We start from the raw sequence: 15,820 nt of genomic DNA, 5'->3' as shown, positions 1-15,820 counted from the left end.
GTGATCATCGTGAGGACCTTCATCACCTCGTTCAGCCGGTTGCTGGCCGCGGACAGGTACACGTCCAGGGAACCGGCGATCAGGTCCCGATGGGTGTCCACGGCCTCGGTGATGCGCAGCAGGTGATCGAAGACGTCCCGCAGGTACAGCGCCGTCTGGGGCCGGACCAGCGGGTGGTGCGCCAGGCTGGAGACCAGATCGCGCAGCGGCGCCGCCATCCGGCGCAGGTGCAGCAGGCTGCGCTTGCAGGCCACGATCTCGTCCAGGGTGCGGGGGCCGGGGCGTCGGAACAGCTGATCTTCCAGCCGCTCCAGGACGCTTTCCAGACGGTCCAGGGCGGGGAAGTAGGTGTCCACGGCGCAGTCCAGGAGGGCGTAGAGGATGTAGTCGGCCGCCGCGCGGTCGGTGGCGGGGGCGTGGTCCAGCCGGGCCCGGGCCTCGTCCAGAGCCGCCACCGGGCGGGGGTGGACGGTCACCACATACCGGGAGCTGGCGAAGATGTCCACCTCGTCCCAGCTCAGGCCCGCGCGCTCCCGTCCCGGGCGGAGGGCGTGGACGGTGAGGAACAGGTAGCCGTCGTACGCTTCCAGCTTGGGGCGCTGCCGCTGCTTGAGGGCGTCCTCCACGGCCAGCGGGTGAAAGCCGAAGACCTCCCGCAGGACCCGCACGTCGGCCTCCTGCGGACCGATCATATCCACCCACACCACGCCGTCGGGCGCGGCCAGCAGATCAGCCAGCGGTCGGCGCGGGTCCTCCTCGACGCGATCGGTCCGGTAGACGGTGACCCTCACCGGATGGCCTCCGCGGCCAGGGCGGCCACCCGGCGCTCGACCTCGGCGGGCATCAGGTGCAGCCCGGGAGGGAAGTCCTGGTGGTGGGCGACCATGTACTCGATGCCCGCCAGCATCAGCGCCGACGTGAGGTCGAACGCGTCGTAGGGGTCGCCGGGGCCCGCCGCCAGGTTGAACATGGCTCCTTCGGCCAGCAGGTACACGGTGCGGCCGCCCAGCTCCACCGCCTCGACGTGCGGCCGGATCCGCCGGGTGGGGTGCGCCCGCAGGGCGGGCACGTCCAGCTCCAGGGTGGAGTGGCCGGCGTTGAGCAGCAGCGCCCCCTCCCGCAGCAGGGGAAACTGCGGCGTGGAGATGACTTTCTCCCGGCCCGTGGCGGTCACCACCACGTCCGCCCGGGCCAGCCCCTCGTCCAGGGACACCACCTCGCAGCCGTGGTGGCGGGCCAGGTGGGCGCGCACCGGGTCCAGCTCGCAGACCAGCACCCGGGCGCCCAGCCGGCGGGCGTAGTCGGCGAGCCCCTGGCCCACCAGGCCGTAGCCCACCACCAGGACGGTGCGCCCGTACAGCGTCAGCAGGGTGACCTGCAGGAACGTGGCCCACACCATCAGGCCCACCAGGTGGCGGTTGTGCAGGCCCTGCTTGAGGGTCAGCCCGTCCCAGTTGAAGACCGGCACGGACAGCGCCACCCCCTGCAGGCGGGCGATGCCGGTCCCGGTGGCCTCCATTCCCGCCCGCAGCGACCGGGCGGCGCGGGAGTCCCCGGCGGCGGCCAGCAGGACGTCCCCGCCCATCTCGCTGACGAACTCGCACTCCTGGCCCAGGGCCCAGCGGATGGCCGCCTGGCGATCGCTCTCCGCCATGCCGGCGCGGGCGCGCACCTCGGCGCCCCGGCGGACCATCCAGGCCACCACGGCGTCGCGGGTGGTGTGGGGGTTGCAGCCCAGGACCACGACCCGGGCCCCGGCGGCGACCAGGGCGTCCACCACCGGGGCCATCTTGATGTCCAGGTGAATGTTCAGGCACAGGGATCGCCCCGCCAGACCCCGCAGGTCCGCGGCGATCCGGCGGGTGAGCGGGATATGCCGCCACAGCCAGGGCAGCTCCGCATCCACGGAGGAGGCCAGGGAGACATCCACGTCCGGCGGGAAGGGCGCCCCGGCCGGTTCCGGCTGGGGCCGCAGGTGCTGACCCATGGGTTCCGCCACAGTGTTCGCCCGCCGGGCGGGCGCTCCTGCCGTGCTACAATGGGGCCGACTGCCACGAACAGACGGCGCCGGATCCGGCCGAGGGCGGTGCGGGATCGGCGACGGGAGGGACGTATCCGATGACGGTCGAGGTGGGACAGCAGATCCCCGACGTCACGCTGGTGAGTGCCGACCGCAAGGCGGTCCGGCTCCGCGAGCTGATCGACAGGCCCACGGTGCTGGCGTTCTTCCCGGGCGCGTTCACCAGCACCTGCACCCGGGAGATGTGCACGTTCCGGGACAGCCTCGCCCGGTTCACCGGGATGCGGGCGCAGGTCATCGGCATCAGCGTGGACAGCCCGTTCGCCCAGAAGGCCTTTGCCGACCAGAACGGGCTGACCTTTCCGCTGCTGTCGGACTTCACCCGGCAGGCCGTGCGGGCCTTCGGCATCGAGGATCCGCACTTTGCCGGAGGGTTGCTGCCGGGGGTGGCCAAGCGCTCGGTGTTCGTGGTGGACCGGACGGGCACCGTGGTCTACCGGTGGGTGTCCGACAATCCCGCCGTGGAGCCCGACTACGACGAGGTGGCGGAGGCGGTCAGGCGAGCTGCATAATCTACGCCATCTGCGCAATCTACGCGATCCACTCAATCTGACTGGTTGAGAGAATTCGGGACAGATGGCGCAGATCGAGTAGATTGCGCAGATTGTTTGACCAGCCCCGATGTCCGCACGCCCACCAGCCGCACCGGGCGGTCCAGGGTGAACCGGTCCAGCAGCCCGCGGGCGGTGGCGGCGATCTGCTCGGGGTCGTCGGTGGGCTGCGGCAGGGTCAGCGCGCGGGTGTGGGTGCGGAAGTCGTGGTAGCGGATCTTCACCGTCACCGTGCGGGCCCGGTAGCCCTGCGACCGCAGGTCCGCGGCGACCTCCTCCGCCAGCCGGCCGAGGGTGCGTTCCAGGATCTCGCGGCGCCGCACGTCCCGCTGGTAGGTGACCTCGCGGCCGACGGAGCGCGGTTCCCAGTGGGTGACCACCGGGCTGTAGTCCTCCCCGCGGCTGGCGCGGGCCAGCTCCTCGGCCCGGCGGGGGCCCAGCAGCTCGGCCAGCGTCTGCGGAGACACCCGCTGCAGGTCGCCCACCGTGCGCACGCCCAGTTCGCGCTCCAGCAGGGCGGCCGTCTTGGGACCCACTCCCCACAGGGCCGTCACCGGGAGGGGAGCGAGCACCCGCTCGGCCTCCTCGGCGCGGATTTCGGTGACCGCGTCGGGCTTGCGCAGGCCTGAAGCGATCTTGGCGAGGAGCTTGTTGGGGCCGATGCCGATGGAGGCCGTCAGCCCCGTCTGCTGCCGGATGCGCGTCCGGATCTCCTCGGCCAGCGCCCGCGGGTCGGGATGGCCGGAAACGTCCAGGAAGGCCTCGTCCAGGGAGAGGGGCTCCACCAGCGGCGTGTACTCCCGGAGGATGGCCATGATGGTCTCGGAGTAGGCCGCGTAGGTCTCGATGTCCACCGGCAGGAAGACGGCGTGGGGACACCTGCGGTAGGCGACCCGCAGGGGCATGCCCGAGTGGATGCCGAAGGCCCGCGCTTCGTAGGACGCGGTGGACACCACCCCCCGGCTCCGGGGGTCGCCGGACCCGCCCACCACCACCGGCCGGCCGCGCAGCTCCGGCCGCCGCTGCTGCTCGATGGCGGCGAAAAAGGCATCCATGTCCACGTGGAGGATGGTGCGGCTCACCGGGAGCGTCTCCGCGCCGCCCACCGCAGCAGGGCGGGGTGGGCCAGCGCCGGCTGCCCGTCCACCTCCGCCTCGCCGGCGATCTCCCCGCGGGCGAGGGCGTCGTCCAGCAGGCGGGGACTCCACCCGAACAGCGCCCGCACCTCGGCCGGGGGCGCGGCGCCGACGGTCTGCAGGTACCGGCGCAGCACCGCCGCGGCGGCGTCGGCGGCCGCAATCCGGGACGCGGCCTCGGGCACCTGGGGAAGCCACCGGCTGAAGATGTCCCAGACAAAGCTGTAGGATCCGTCGGCGCGCTCGTCCACCTTGCTGATGAGAAACTGCGCCTGCAGGTCGGCCAGCGCCCGATGGAGGGCTCCTCCCGGCCCGCGGCCCACGAACTGCCGGCGCAGGGTCCAGGTGTCGCAGGGCCCGCGCTCGGCCAGGTAGGCGTACACGTCGGCGGCCAGTCGGCTCAGCCGCCCCTCCCGGTAGGCCTGGAGGCAGTCGTCGGGCTCGCCCACGTTGCCGCTCAGCGCGTAGAAGTGGGGGAGATATTCCAGCGAGATGTAGGTGGGCTTGCGGCGCAGGACCCGGCCGTAATACAGGCGGCGGGCGGTGGCCAACTCGTCCTTCCACCGCCACGCCCACTCCCACATGCGGTCCACGCTGCGGGTCGCCAGCACGTCGAACAGGCCCGGCAGGCCGCCGGGGCCGGCGGTGAATGCGTAGCAGAATCCCACCGCGTTGACGAACGCCAGGGCCGCCCGCCGGTCGCCCACCCGGTACCGGGCCCGCAGGGCGGCGCGGTAGCGGCGGATCTGCGCGGCGGTCACGACCACGCGGCCGGGCACGGCCAGAGAACCCCACCCCTTCCCTTCTCCGCGCCGGCCCGTCCAGTCCTGGCGCCCGCCACGCCGCCGGGGTAGGCAGCTCCTGGACACGGCTGCTACACTGGTGCCTGCGCCTGCCCGGGCCTGACCGGGCGGAGGATGGAGCGTCCCATGTCTGGACCGCGCGCGTACACCCTCGGTAACGGCCTCACCGTCCTCATCTGGGAGCAGCATACGGTTCCGGTGGTCACCCTGTGGGTGTGGTACCGGGTCGGCAGCCGCAACGAGGTTCCGGGGCTCACGGGCATCTCCCACTGGGTCGAGCACATGCTGTTCAAGGGCACGCCCGCCCGGCCCCGGACCGTCCTGACCCGCCTCATTGACCGCCTGGGAGGCCGCTGGAACGCCTTCACCTGGAAGGATTACACCGCCTACCACGAGGTGCTGCCCGCCGGCCATCTGGAGGAGGTCGTGGCCATGGAGGCCGACCGGATGGCCCACACCGTGTTCGACCCGGAGGAGGTGGAGCGGGAGCGCACCGTCATCATCTCCGAGCGGGAGGGCAGCGAGAACTTCCCCGCCTACCTGCTGCGGGAGGAGGTGGACGCCGCCGCCCACAAGGTCCACCCCTACCGCATCCCGGTCATCGGGTGGAAGGAGGACCTGCGGGCCATCAGCCGGGACGACCTGGTGGCCCACTACCGCACCTACTATCACCCCAACAACGCCGTGGTGGTGGTGGTCGGCGCGTGCGAGGAGCGCCAGGCTCTGGAGAGCATCCGCCGCGCCTTTGAGCCCCTGCCGCCGGGCCCGCCGCCTCCCCCCGTGCGGGCCCGCGAGCCGCGCCAGGAAGGTGAGCGCCGGGTCGTCCTGCGCCGCCCGGGCGGGGCCACCGCCTACCTGCACGTGGCCTTCCACGCCCCGGCCGCCTCCCACCCGGACCTGCCGGCCCTGCTGGTGGCCGATGGGATCCTGTCGGGTTTCAAGAGCCTGGTGCCGTTTGACCAGCCCTCGGGAGGGCGCAGCAGCCGCCTGTATCGCGCCCTGGTGGACACCGGACTGGCCAGCGAGGTCAGCTCCTCCCTCATTCCCAGCCTCGACCCCACCCTGTTCCGCATCACGGCCACGGCCCGGGCGGGGGTGGACGTGGCGGCCGTGGAGGACCGGGTGCGGGAGGAGGTCGCCCGTCTGGCGGCGGAGCCGGTGACCCCCGACGAACTGGCGCGGGCGAAAAAGCAGGCCCGGGCCCAGTTCGTCTACAGCCGCGACGGCGTCTTCCGGCAGGCGCTGGCCCTGGGGGCGTTTGCCCTGGTGGACACCGCCGACGCGTTCCTGACGCTGCTGTCCCGCATCGACGCCGTCACCGCCGAGGACGTGATGCGGGTGGCCGCCACCTACTTCACCGACCGCGCGCGGACCACGGGGTGGTACCTGCCCGAGCCCGCCGTGGCGGCGGGCCCCGTGCCGGCGGCCCGCCCGGCGGTGTTCCACCGCACGGACCCCGAGGCCGGCGTGGCGACGCCGCCCATCACTCCCGACGCGGTGACCCGGGTCGCGCTGCCCTCGGGGGCGGCGGTCCTGGTGCGGGACGTGCCCGGCAGCGGGTCGGTGGCGGTCCAGGGGTATGTGCGGGCGGGAGCGATGTGTGACGGCGACCGCCCGGGCCTGGCGCGCTTTGCGGCCGCCATGCTCTCCCGGGGGACGCGATCGTGGACGTCCCAGGGGCTGGCCGAACTGCTGGACGGGTTGGGCGCGGGGCTGAGCGTGCGGGCCGACCTGGAGACCGTCTCGGTAGGTCTGCGGGTGCTGGCCGAGGATGTGCCGACGGTGCTCCCGGCCCTCGCCGAGATCCTCACCGCCCCCACGTTTCCCGCCGACGAGGTGGAGAAGGTCCGCGGAGAGCTGCTCACGGCCCTGCGGGTGAGCCTGCAGGACACCCGCCATGTGGCCGAGCGGCTGCTGCGGGCGCTGCTGTACCCTCCCGGACACCCCCAGCGGCGGGTCCCCGACGGCGAGGAGGCGGCGGTGGAGGCCATCACCCGGGACGACGTGGCCTGTTTTCACCGCCTGCGGTTCCGTCCCGACGGCGCGGTCCTGGCCGTGGTCGGAGACTGCCGCGCCGGCGAGGTGGTGGACCTGCTGCACCGGCTGCTGGAGGGGTGGCTGCCATCCGGCTCCTGGCAGCCGCCGGCCGTCCCCCCACCGGCCGCTGGCGGGCCGCGACGTGCCGAGCAGCGGATGCCGGGGAAGGTGCAATCGGACCTTGCGGTCGGCGTGCCCGGCATCGCCCGCACCGATCCCGCCTATTACGAGACGATGGTGGCCAACCTCATCCTCGGCCAGCTGGGACTGATGGGGCGGCTGGGCGAGCGCGTGCGGGAGCAGCAGGGGATGGCCTACTACGCCTTCAGCGAGCTGCGGGCGGGCCTGCTGGCGGGACCGTGGCTGGTGCGGGCGGGCGTCAACCCGGCCAACGAGCAGGCCGCCCTGGAGGCCATCCTGGCGGAGATCCGACGGTTCCAACGCGACGGTCCCGATCCCGAGGAACTGGCCGATGCCCGGCAGTTCTTGATCGGGTCGCTGGCAGTCCGCCTGGAGACCCTGGCCGGCATCGCCCAGGTCCTGGCAGACATCGAACTGTTCGGTCTGGGGCTGGACTACCTGGTGCGCTACCCACAGATCATCGGCGCCGTCGATGCCGAGGCGGTCGTGCGCGCGGCGCGGGCGTTTTCGCCCGACGCGTGCGCGGTCGCCGTCGCCGGCCCCCCGCTCCCGCCGTGAACGGGCCGGTGGTGGCCATCGTGGGAGGGACCGGGCGCCTGGGCCGCGGGCTGGCCGCCCGGTGGGCGCAGGCCGGCGTGCCGGTGCTCATCGGGTCGCGCGATCCGGCCCGGGCCCGGGAGGCGGCCCGGGCGGCGGGACTGTCCGAGGCGGCCGGGGCCGACAACCGCGCGGCGGCGGCTGCGGCGGATGTGGTCGTCCTGACGGTGCCGTTTGCCGCCCACCGCCAGACTCTGCTGGCTCTGGCCGACGTCCTGGCGGGCAAGATCCTGCTGGACACCACCGTTCCCCTGCTGGACTCGCGGGAGCTGGCCTGCCCGGAGGCGGGGTCCGCCGCCCAGGACGCCCAGGCCCTGGTGCCCGCGGCGCGGGTGGTGGCCGGCTTCCACACCGTCAGCGCGCATCTGCTGGCGGACCGTCGCAGGCCGCTGCGGGGGGACGTGCTCCTCTGCGGCGACGACCCGTCCGCCAAGGAGGCGGTGGAACGGCTGGTCCGCGCTCTGGGAGCCCGCCCCGTGGACGCGGGTGGGCTGTCCGCTGCCCGGACGCTGGAGATGCTGGCCCTGCTTCTGCTGAACCTGAACCGGCGGTACCGCCGCCGGGACCTCGGCGTGCGGATCGTGGGACTGGAGGACGCTGGTGAGAGAGACGTCGAAGGTTAAAAGGTTGAAGGTTGAGAAAGACATTATTCTTGTTCCCTTCAACCTTCGTCCTCCAACGTAGTCTGTTGATATGCGTTCCCTGACGGCGTGGGCTCCGCACGGGTTTCCCGACGTCCGCCCGGGGATGGACCTGCCGGGCCTGGTGGTGGACGTCCTGCGTTCCTGCGGTCTGCGTCCGGTGGACGGCGACGTGGTGGTGGTTGCCCAGAAGGTGGTCTCCAAGGCCGAGGGCAGCGTGGTGAACCTGGACGAGGTCGCCCCCGGGCCGCAGGCCCGGACGCTGGCCGACGTGGCCCGCAAGGATCCCCGGCTGTGCCAGGTGATCCTCAACGAGTCCCGGGCGGTGCTGCGGGTGCGGCCCGGGCTGATCATCTGCGAGCACCGCCTGGGTTTCATCTGCGCCAACGCCGGGGTGGACCACAGCAACGTGGGGCTGGGACCCCAGTGGGTGACGACACTGCCCCGGGATCCCGACGCCTCGGCCGCGGCCGTCCGGGAGGCTCTGATGCGAGGGTTCAGGGCGTCGGTGGGGGTCGTGATCAACGACACCCACGGCCGCGCGTTCCGCGAGGGAGCGGTGGGCGTGGCCATCGGGGTCGCCGGACTGGACCCTCTGTACAGCTACGTGGGGGCCGAGGACCGCTACGGCTACGTCCTCCAGACGTCGGTGGAGGCGGTGGCCGACGAGCTGGCGGGCGTGGCCAGCCTCCTGCAGGGTCAGGCGGCCGAGGGCACCCCGGTGGTCCTGATCCGCGGAGGGCGGGCTCAGGCGGGCGGGGGCTCCGCCGCGCGCCTGGTGCGGCCGGCGGAGAGGGACCTGTTCCGGTAACGGCGGGATCCAGGCAGGCCGGGCGTCCGTCGGACCTCCGAATCTCTGAACCCGGATTCCTGATCCCTGCCACGCGAGGGAGAGAGGGTATGAAAATCCACAGCGTCAGGTGCCGCATGCTGCAGGCGACAGTGCCGACTCCCCTGCAGTTCGGGATCGGGGCCTTCCCCACGTTTGCGGCCACGCTGGTGGAGGTGAGGACCGACGACGGGCTGGTCGGGGTGGGCGAGTGTATCGTGCGGCGCGCGCCCCAGGTGACCCGGGCCGTGGTGGAACACCTGCTGGCTCCGCTGCTGGTGGGCCGCGACCCTCAGGACGCCGAGGGGGTGTGGGACGAGATGTTCCGCCAGTTGCGGGGGTGGGGCCACTACCGGGGCTTCCTCCTCGAAGCCATCAGCGGTGTGGACATCGCCCTGTGGGACATCCTGGGCAAGGCGGCCGGGCTGCCGGTGTACAAGGTCCTGCAGGGCGCGGGGAGGGATCGGGTCCCCTGCTACGCGTCCTCGGTGTATTTCGCCGACATCGAGCAGATGGTGTCCCAGGCCGTCCAGCAGGTGGACGCGGGCCACACGGCTGTGAAAGTCAAGATCGGCCGCCCGCCCGAGCTGGGGGGCCGCCGGGCGGATGTGGAGTCGGTGCGGGCGATCCGGGAGGCGGTGGGGCCGCGGGTGGACATCATGCTGGACGTCAACAGCGCCTACGATGCGGCCACCGCCATCGCGGTCTGCCGACAGCTGGCCGACCTGGACATCGCGTGGATCGAGGAACCCGTTCCCCCCGACGACCTGGACGGCTACGCCCGGGTGCGGGCCGGCCAGCCCATTCCCGTGGCGGCCGGGGAGAGCGAGTTCGGCGTGTTCGGGTTCCGGGAGCTGATCCGCCGGGGGGCGGTGGACATCGTGCAGCCCGACGTGGCCCGGGTGGGCGGCTTCACCGCCGCGCGCCGGGTCGGCGCGCTGGTGCACGCCCACAACCTGCGCTACGCCCCCCACACGGGCTTTTCCGCCGGCGTCTCCCACCTGGCGGCCCTCCACGTGGCCGCCAGCGTCCCCAACCTGATGACCTACGAGTACTTCTTCGCCCCCAACCCCCTGCGGGATCTGTTCACCGAGCCCTTCCCCCGGCCCCGGGACGGCATGATCGACGTCCCGCGGCGGCCGGGATTGGGTCTGGACCTGGACCCGGAGGTGGTGGAGCGGTTTGAAGTAAGATAGAGGCGGGACCGCGGACACCCTCTGCACCGACTGGCCTCCCCTCTCCCGCCGGGGAGGGGGCGAGGTGAGGGGCCGACGACGCGATGCCTGCGAACCTCACCCCCGAATACCTCGATGCCGAGAGCCGCTTCCGGGCGGCCGCCACGCCCGAGGAGAAACTGGCGGCGCTGGAGCAGATGCTCGCCACCATCCCCAAGCACAAGGGCACCGAGAAGATGCAGGCCGATATCAAGCGGCGCATTGCCAAGCTGCGCGCCCAGATGCAGCAGCGCCGCGCGTCCGGCCGGGGCCGCCCCTTCTACCACATCGAGCGGGAGGGCGCCGGGCAGGTGGTGCTGGTGGGTCCGCCCAACGCCGGCAAGTCGTCCCTCCTGCGGGCGCTGACCAACGCGTCGCCGGAGGTGGCGCCCTATCCGCTCACCACCCGGGTCCCGCTGCCGGGAATGATGCCCTTCGAGAACGTGCAGGTGCAGCTGGTGGACCTCCCGGCGGTCAGCGTGGAGTTCGACGTGGGATGGCTGTACGGGATCATCCGCACCGCCGACGCCGCCGCCCTGGTGGTGGACCTGGCGACCGATGATGTGCTGACCCAGATCGACCAGGTGCGGGACCTGCTGGCCCGCGCGCGGATCCGGCTGGTCCGCGAACCCCGCCAGCCGGGCGAGATCCGCGCGCTGGCGGTGGCCAACAAGCTGGACGCCCCCGGCGCCGCCTCCCGCCTGGCCCTGGTGGAAGAGTACCTGGGCGGGGCGCTGCCGGTGATCCCGGTGTCGGCGGAGCAGGAGACGGGGTTGGAGGGGCTGCGCCAGGCCCTGTTCCAGCTGCTGGGCGTCATCCGGGTCTACAGCAAGCCGCCCGGGCGGAAGGTGGACACCAGCGCCCCGTTCATCCTGCGGCGGGGCGCGACGGTCCTGGACGCCGCCGAGGCGATCCACAAGGAGCTGGCCGCGCGCCTGCGGTATGCCCGGTTGTGGGGGCGCACCGAGTTCTCGGGACAGATGGTGGGACGCCACCACGTCCTGGAGGATGGCGACATCATCGAGCTGCACTGGTAGAGGGAAGAGGGAAGAGGGAAGAGGGAAAAGGGGGGAGGGCGATGAGGCTCACGTACTACGGGCACGCCACATTCCTGCTGGAGTCCGATGAGACGTCGATTCTCATCGACCCGTTCAACGAGCAGGTCGGCTACCCGCTCCCCGACGTGCGCCCCACGGCGGTCACGGTCTCCCACGAGCACTTCGACCACAACCACGTGCGGGTCGCCAAGGGCTCCCCCCGGATCATCCGGGGGCTGCGGGAGGAGGGCCGGGACTGGGCGCAGGTGGCCGAACAGGTGGGGCCGGTGCGCATCAGCACCGTTCCCTGCCATCACGACACCAGCGGCGGGTCCGAGCGGGGAAAGAACGCCATCTTCATCTTCGAGGCTGAGGGGCTGCGGGTGGTGCACGTGGGTGACCTGGGCCACACCCTCACCCCGCAGCAGGTCTCCGCCGTCGGGCGGCCCGATGCCCTGATGATTCCCGTGGGCGGATACTACACCATCGGACCGAAGGAAGCCGACACGGTGATCGCGCAGCTCGCCCCGCGGGTGGTGATCCCCATGCACTACAAGACGGCGGCCAACACAGACTGGCCCATCGGCCCCCTGGAGGACTTCCTGCGGGGCAAGACCCGGGTGCGGCAGGTGGGGCACTCCACCATCCTCAGCCGCGAGGCCCTGCCCGCCGAGCAGGAGATCTGGGTGATGTCGCCCTGACCGTCAATCTCCCGATCGTCTCAATCTCCCCGATCCCTACAGCGGATGGGGCGGATCGGGTAGATTGGGAAGATCGGGTGGATTGAGGAAGTATAAAAGGGTCCGGACGCCGTACCCGGTGGCGCCTTTGGGCAGGTAGGGGCCCGTCCCCTCCTCCTTCTCCAGGAAGGCGGTGGGCGCGATGTCCAGGTGCGCCCAGGGCCGCCCGCCCACGAACTCGCGCAGGAAGATGGCCCCCTTCTGCGCTCCCCCGTAGCGGGACGAGCCGGAGTTCCGCAGGTCGGCCACCGGGCTGCGCATGTCCTCCAGGTACTCGTCGTACAGCGGCAGCTGCCACAGCCGCTCCCCGGCCCGGGACGCCGCCTGGAGCAGGCGGTCCACCAACGCCTGGTTGTTGCCCATGATCGCCGCCGCCAGGTAGCCCAGCGCCACCATGGCCGAGCCGGTGAGGGTCGCCAGGTCGACGATCTCGTCGGGCTGCTGTCGGACGGCGTAGGCGAGGGCGTCGGCCAGGATGAGCCGGCCTTCGGCGTCGGTGTTGGTGATCTCGATGGTGGTGCCGTTGCTGGCCCGCACGATGTCGCCCGGCTTGACGGCGCGGCCGCCGGGCATGTTCTCCACGGCCGGCACCACCCCCACCACCCGGACGGGAGGCCGCAGGGCCGGCAGCGCCTGCAGGGTGGCGATCACCGCCGCCCCGCCGGCCATGTCCGCCTTCATCCACTCCAGATCCTGGTGCTTGAGGTTGAGGCCCCCGCTGTCGAAGCACACGCCCTTGCCCACCAGCGCCACGGTGCGGCGGGCGTCGGCGGGCGCGTACTCCAGGACGATCAGGCGCGCCGGGTGGTCGCTGCCGGCCGCCACGGCCAGCAGGGCGTTCATGCCGAGCTCCTGCATCTGCGCGGGCTCCAGGATGGTGCACCGCAGTCCGGCCCGCGCCGCCAGCTGCGCGGCCACGTCCGCCAGCGCCGGAGGGGGCAGCGCGTTGGGAGGTTCGTTGGTCAGGTCCCGGGCCAGGAGGGTGGCCTCGGCGAAGATCCGGCCGCGGTCGGCGCCCGCCTGCAGGGAGTCCCGGCGGGCGGTGTCGGCGGTCAGCAGGGTGAGGCGGTCGACCCGGCCGCCGTCGTCCCGGCGGTACCGGGAGAACCTGTACGCACCCAGCAGGGCTCCCTCCGCCTGGGCCTGACCGACCGCGTCGGCGGGGAGGATGTCGTCATCGGCCAGGGCCACGTGTGCCGCGTGGGCCTGGGCCGCCCGGCGAACGACGGCCGCAGACGCCCGCCGCACGGTCTCGGCGGTGACCGCGTCGGGCGCTCCCATGCCCACGGCGATGATCCGGCGGGCGGGGATCCGTCCGTGGGTGTGCAGGACCAGGGTGGCGGCCGCCGTGGCCTCGAACTTCTCCTCGGCCAGGGCGGCGGCCAGCGCGCCGCCGAGGGCGGCGTCCACCCGGGCCGCAGCGCCCCGCAGGGCTGCCTGGCCGGCGTACACCGCCACCCCCACGGCGTCGCACGGAAACGATTCGGCGGCGCCGGGGACGACCACGATCTCCAGGGAACGTCCCTCCTTTCCGCCCTTACGGATCGCCGGCGGGGGCGGCCGGGCGGGAGAGAACCTCTCCCACTCCCAGCTCCAGCGCCCGTTCGTAGGCCACCTTCATGGCGGCCACATCCTCCAGGGCAATGCCCTGGGATTCGAACAGCGTCACCTCGTCGGGCGAGGCGCGCCCGGGTTCCCGCCCCGCCACGATCCGCGCCAGTTCGGTCACCCTGTCCCACTCCAGCGCTCCGGCCGACACGGCCGCGATCAGGTCGCCGGCTTCCTGGCGGGCCTGCTCCAGGTCGTCGACGGCGATGCGGTCACAGCGGGACACGGCCGGAACGTCCAGCTCCTGCTTGTGCGCCCAGTTCGACCCGATGGCGTTCACGTGTACGCCGGGTCGCAGCCACTCGCCCAGCAGCACCGGCTCCCGGGCGGTGGTGGCGGTCACGATGATGTCCACGCCGTCCACCGCGTCGCGGGCCGAGTCGACCGCCACCACTTCCGCCCCCAGCTCCTCCACCATCTCCGCCGCAAACTGCTCCCGGCGCTCGGCGGTGCGGCTGTAGCACTTGACCAGGGCCACCGGCCGCACCCGGCTGATGGCAATCACCTGGCCGCGGGCCTGCCACCCGGTACCGATCACTCCCAGGGAGCCGGCGTCGGGCCGGGCCATGTAGCGGGTGGCCACGGCGCTGGCCGCCCCGGTGCGCATCTGGCCCAGGCGGGTGGCCTCCATCAGCGCCAGCAGCTCGCCGGTGTCGGTGCTGTACAGCAGTCCGACGAAGCGCGTGCCCGAAGGGGCGCTGGTGTAGGCCTTCAGCCCCATCACGCCCAGGGGCGGCAGGGCCGCCGACATCACGTGCAGGACCGAGCCGTCGGGATTCTGCACCCGCCGGCGGGGACGGTTGAGGGCGCGCCCCTGGCCCAGGAGCACGAAGGCCTCCTCCACGGCCGCGATGACCCGGTCCATCTCCAGGACCCGGGCGATGTCGCTCTCCCGCAGGAACAGGGGCATGGCGCCGACACCATTTCGCCGTCTGGGGGCGGTCTTCCCGCGGGCCGCCCCGCCCGATCCTCCGCCGCCGGGTCGCCCCGGTCCCCCGCGGACCCCCAGGGCGGAGGCAGCGGGGTCTGCGGCGAACCGTGTGGCGGAGGAGGTCGTGCCGCATGGTGGTCGACGAGCGCTGGTACCGCCGCCCGCGGGGCGCCCCGCTGCGCCTGCAGGCCGGAGGCGTGGTGGCCCGCCCCGCCGGAGAGCGTGTCGAGGTGGCGGTCATCCGCGAGGGCCCCCTGGGGCTGTGGTCGCTGCCCAAGGGTACGGTCGAGGCGGGGGAGACCCTCCCGGAAGCGGCGGGGAGGGAGGTGTCCGAGGAGACCGGTCTGAGCGGGCTCGTGCCGGCGGGGTTGCTGGACGTCCGGGAGCGGCTGGACGTCACGCGGACGTGGTGGAACCGCACCTATTACTTCCTGTATGTGCTCCGGGCGGACACCGCCGCCCCCGCCGTGCAGTGGGTGCCCCTGGACGACCTGCCCCCGATGTTCTGGCCGGACCAGCGGGATCTGTTGATCTCCCGCCGCGACGAGATCGTCCGCCGGGTCAGGCATCTCACATCCGGCGGGCAGCTGGCCAGCGTGCAGTTCGCCCGCCAGGCCCCGGCGTACGCCCGCAGCCGCAGCCACCGCGCCGACGCCGACCTGGACCTGCTGCTGGAGCACCTGCGGCCCGGCCCCGGGGACCGGGTGCTGGACGTGGCTACCGGCACCGGGTTCACCGCGGCGGCGCTGGGACATCGGGCGGGCCGGGTGGTCGGCGTGGACCTGACCCCCGCCATGCTGGCCGAAGCCCGGCGCCTGGCGGTGCGGGCGGACTGGGTCGCCGGCGACGCCCACCTCCTGCCATTTGCCGACGGGTCGTTCACGGTGGTGGCTTGCCGGCGCGCCCCACACCACTTCGCTGACCTGCCGCGCGCCGTGGATGAGATGCTCCGGGTCCTGACCCCGGGCGGTCGCCTGGGGATCGCCGACCAGGTGCCCCCCGACGACCCCGCCGGAGAGTGCCTGATGGAGACCCTCGAGGTCCTCCGGGATCCCAGCCACGCCCGTGCCCTGCCGGCCCGGCGGTGGGTGGCCCTGCTGGAAGGGCGGGGGGTGCGCCTGATCTGCGTGCGGGAGGTGTCCCGCCGGCTGACCCTGTCCCGGTGGCTGGCACTGGCCGGCGCGGACCCCGTGCGCGAGGCGGCCGTCAGGGACACCCTGGCCCGGGCCCCGCGGGCCGCCCGCGACCAGATCGGCTACCGCCGCTGGCCGCAGCCGTCGTTTCTCAAGCGCTGGGTCGTCGTGGTGGGCCACAAGGTCGTGGCCGACGACTAGGGCTGTCGCCTGGGCCCGGGGGTCCTGGGCCTGGGGGTCTGTCCCCCGTGGGGTCTGTCCCCAGTCCCCCGGGGTCTGTCCCCACCGAGGTCTGTCCCCCTGGCAGACGATTCGGGGCCTTCCGGATGCGGTCACAAGCCC

At 72.8% G+C, this 15,820-nt stretch carries 14 protein-coding genes; 8 read left to right on the top strand and 6 right to left on the bottom strand.

All coding sequences use genetic code 11. The annotated features are described in order from the left end of the window. Together RB150_05555 and RB150_05550 are read right to left on the bottom strand one after the other, a co-directional pair. Positions 1-791: magnesium transporter CorA family protein (locus tag RB150_05555; GenBank protein ID MDQ7819998.1), on the bottom strand; the 791-nt coding region annotated here is incomplete at its 3' end. Beyond that, positions 788-1,987, bottom strand: coding sequence for an adenosylhomocysteinase (locus tag RB150_05550; protein MDQ7819997.1), 1,200 nt, complete (start codon positions 1,985-1,987; stop codon positions 788-790). The genes RB150_05550 and RB150_05555, both read right to left, overlap by 4 nt. Before the next feature lie 131 nt (positions 1,988-2,118). On the opposite strand from RB150_05550, the gene RB150_05545 reads away from it, so the two are divergent. Beyond that, positions 2,119-2,592 (top strand): redoxin domain-containing protein, encoded by a 474-nt coding sequence (locus RB150_05545; GenBank protein MDQ7819996.1) that lies wholly within the window; start codon positions 2,119-2,121, stop codon positions 2,590-2,592. A 32-nt stretch (positions 2,593-2,624) separates the two neighbouring features. Here RB150_05545 and RB150_05540 read toward each other — a convergent pair whose 3' ends face one another. Beyond that, positions 2,625-3,713, bottom strand: a complete 1,089-nt coding sequence (locus tag RB150_05540) for a DNA polymerase IV (GenBank protein ID MDQ7819995.1) — start codon at positions 3,711-3,713, stop codon at positions 2,625-2,627. Beyond that, positions 3,710-4,546 carry a crosslink repair DNA glycosylase YcaQ family protein gene (locus RB150_05535; GenBank protein MDQ7819994.1) on the bottom strand — a complete coding sequence of 279 codons (837 nt, stop codon included), beginning with the start codon at positions 4,544-4,546 and terminating at the stop codon, positions 3,710-3,712. The genes RB150_05540 and RB150_05535 overlap by 4 nt, the downstream gene beginning before the upstream one ends. 150 nt (positions 4,547-4,696) lie before the next feature. Here RB150_05535 and RB150_05530 point away from each other — a divergent pair, with 150 nt between their 5' ends. The 6 genes from RB150_05530 to RB150_05505 all read left to right on the top strand — a co-directional run bounded on the left by RB150_05530 (position 4,697) and on the right by RB150_05505 (position 11,767). Beyond that, positions 4,697-7,306, top strand: a complete 2,610-nt coding sequence (locus tag RB150_05530) for a pitrilysin family protein (protein MDQ7819993.1) — start codon at positions 4,697-4,699, stop codon at positions 7,304-7,306. 8 nt (positions 7,307-7,314) lie between these two features. Next, on the top strand, positions 7,315-7,968 hold the full coding sequence (npdG, locus tag RB150_05525; GenBank protein MDQ7819992.1) for an NADPH-dependent F420 reductase: 654 nt from the start codon (positions 7,315-7,317) through the stop codon (positions 7,966-7,968). 70 nt (positions 7,969-8,038) lie between these two features. Then, a complete protein-coding gene (gene cofE, locus RB150_05520) occupies positions 8,039-8,797 on the top strand; it encodes a coenzyme F420-0:L-glutamate ligase (GenBank protein ID MDQ7819991.1) in 759 nt (252 codons plus the stop codon). An 89-nt stretch (positions 8,798-8,886) separates the two neighbouring features. After that, positions 8,887-10,011: a mandelate racemase/muconate lactonizing enzyme family protein gene (locus tag RB150_05515; GenBank protein ID MDQ7819990.1), complete on the top strand. Its 1,125-nt coding sequence runs from the start codon at positions 8,887-8,889 to the stop codon at positions 10,009-10,011. A gap of 83 nt (positions 10,012-10,094) precedes the next feature. Continuing rightward, entirely contained in the window at positions 10,095-11,066 is a 972-nt protein-coding gene (locus RB150_05510; protein ID MDQ7819989.1) for a TGS domain-containing protein, read from the top strand. Between the two features lie 41 nt (positions 11,067-11,107). After that, positions 11,108-11,767 (top strand): MBL fold metallo-hydrolase, encoded by a 660-nt coding sequence (locus RB150_05505; protein MDQ7819988.1) that lies wholly within the window; start codon positions 11,108-11,110, stop codon positions 11,765-11,767. Positions 11,768-11,803: 36 nt separating this feature from the next. On the opposite strand, the gene RB150_05500 is transcribed toward RB150_05505, so the two are convergent. Further along, positions 11,804-13,312 (bottom strand): leucyl aminopeptidase, encoded by a 1,509-nt coding sequence (locus RB150_05500; GenBank protein MDQ7819987.1) that lies wholly within the window; start codon positions 13,310-13,312, stop codon positions 11,804-11,806. A gap of 31 nt (positions 13,313-13,343) precedes the next feature. Continuing rightward, entirely contained in the window at positions 13,344-14,324 is a 981-nt protein-coding gene (locus tag RB150_05495; GenBank protein MDQ7819986.1) for an ornithine cyclodeaminase family protein, read from the bottom strand. Positions 14,325-14,476: 152 nt separating this feature from the next. On the opposite strand from RB150_05495, the gene RB150_05490 reads away from it, so the two are divergent. Next, positions 14,477-15,679 carry a methyltransferase domain-containing protein gene (locus RB150_05490; protein MDQ7819985.1) on the top strand — a complete coding sequence of 401 codons (1,203 nt, stop codon included), beginning with the start codon at positions 14,477-14,479 and terminating at the stop codon, positions 15,677-15,679. Positions 15,680-15,820: the final 141 nt, after the last annotated feature.

Source organism: Armatimonadota bacterium (assembly GCA_031081675.1).
Classification (GTDB): Bacteria; Sysuimicrobiota; Sysuimicrobiia; order Sysuimicrobiales; family Kaftiobacteriaceae; genus Calidihabitans; species Calidihabitans tengchongensis.
This window is presented reverse-complemented; position numbering and strand designations above follow the sequence as displayed.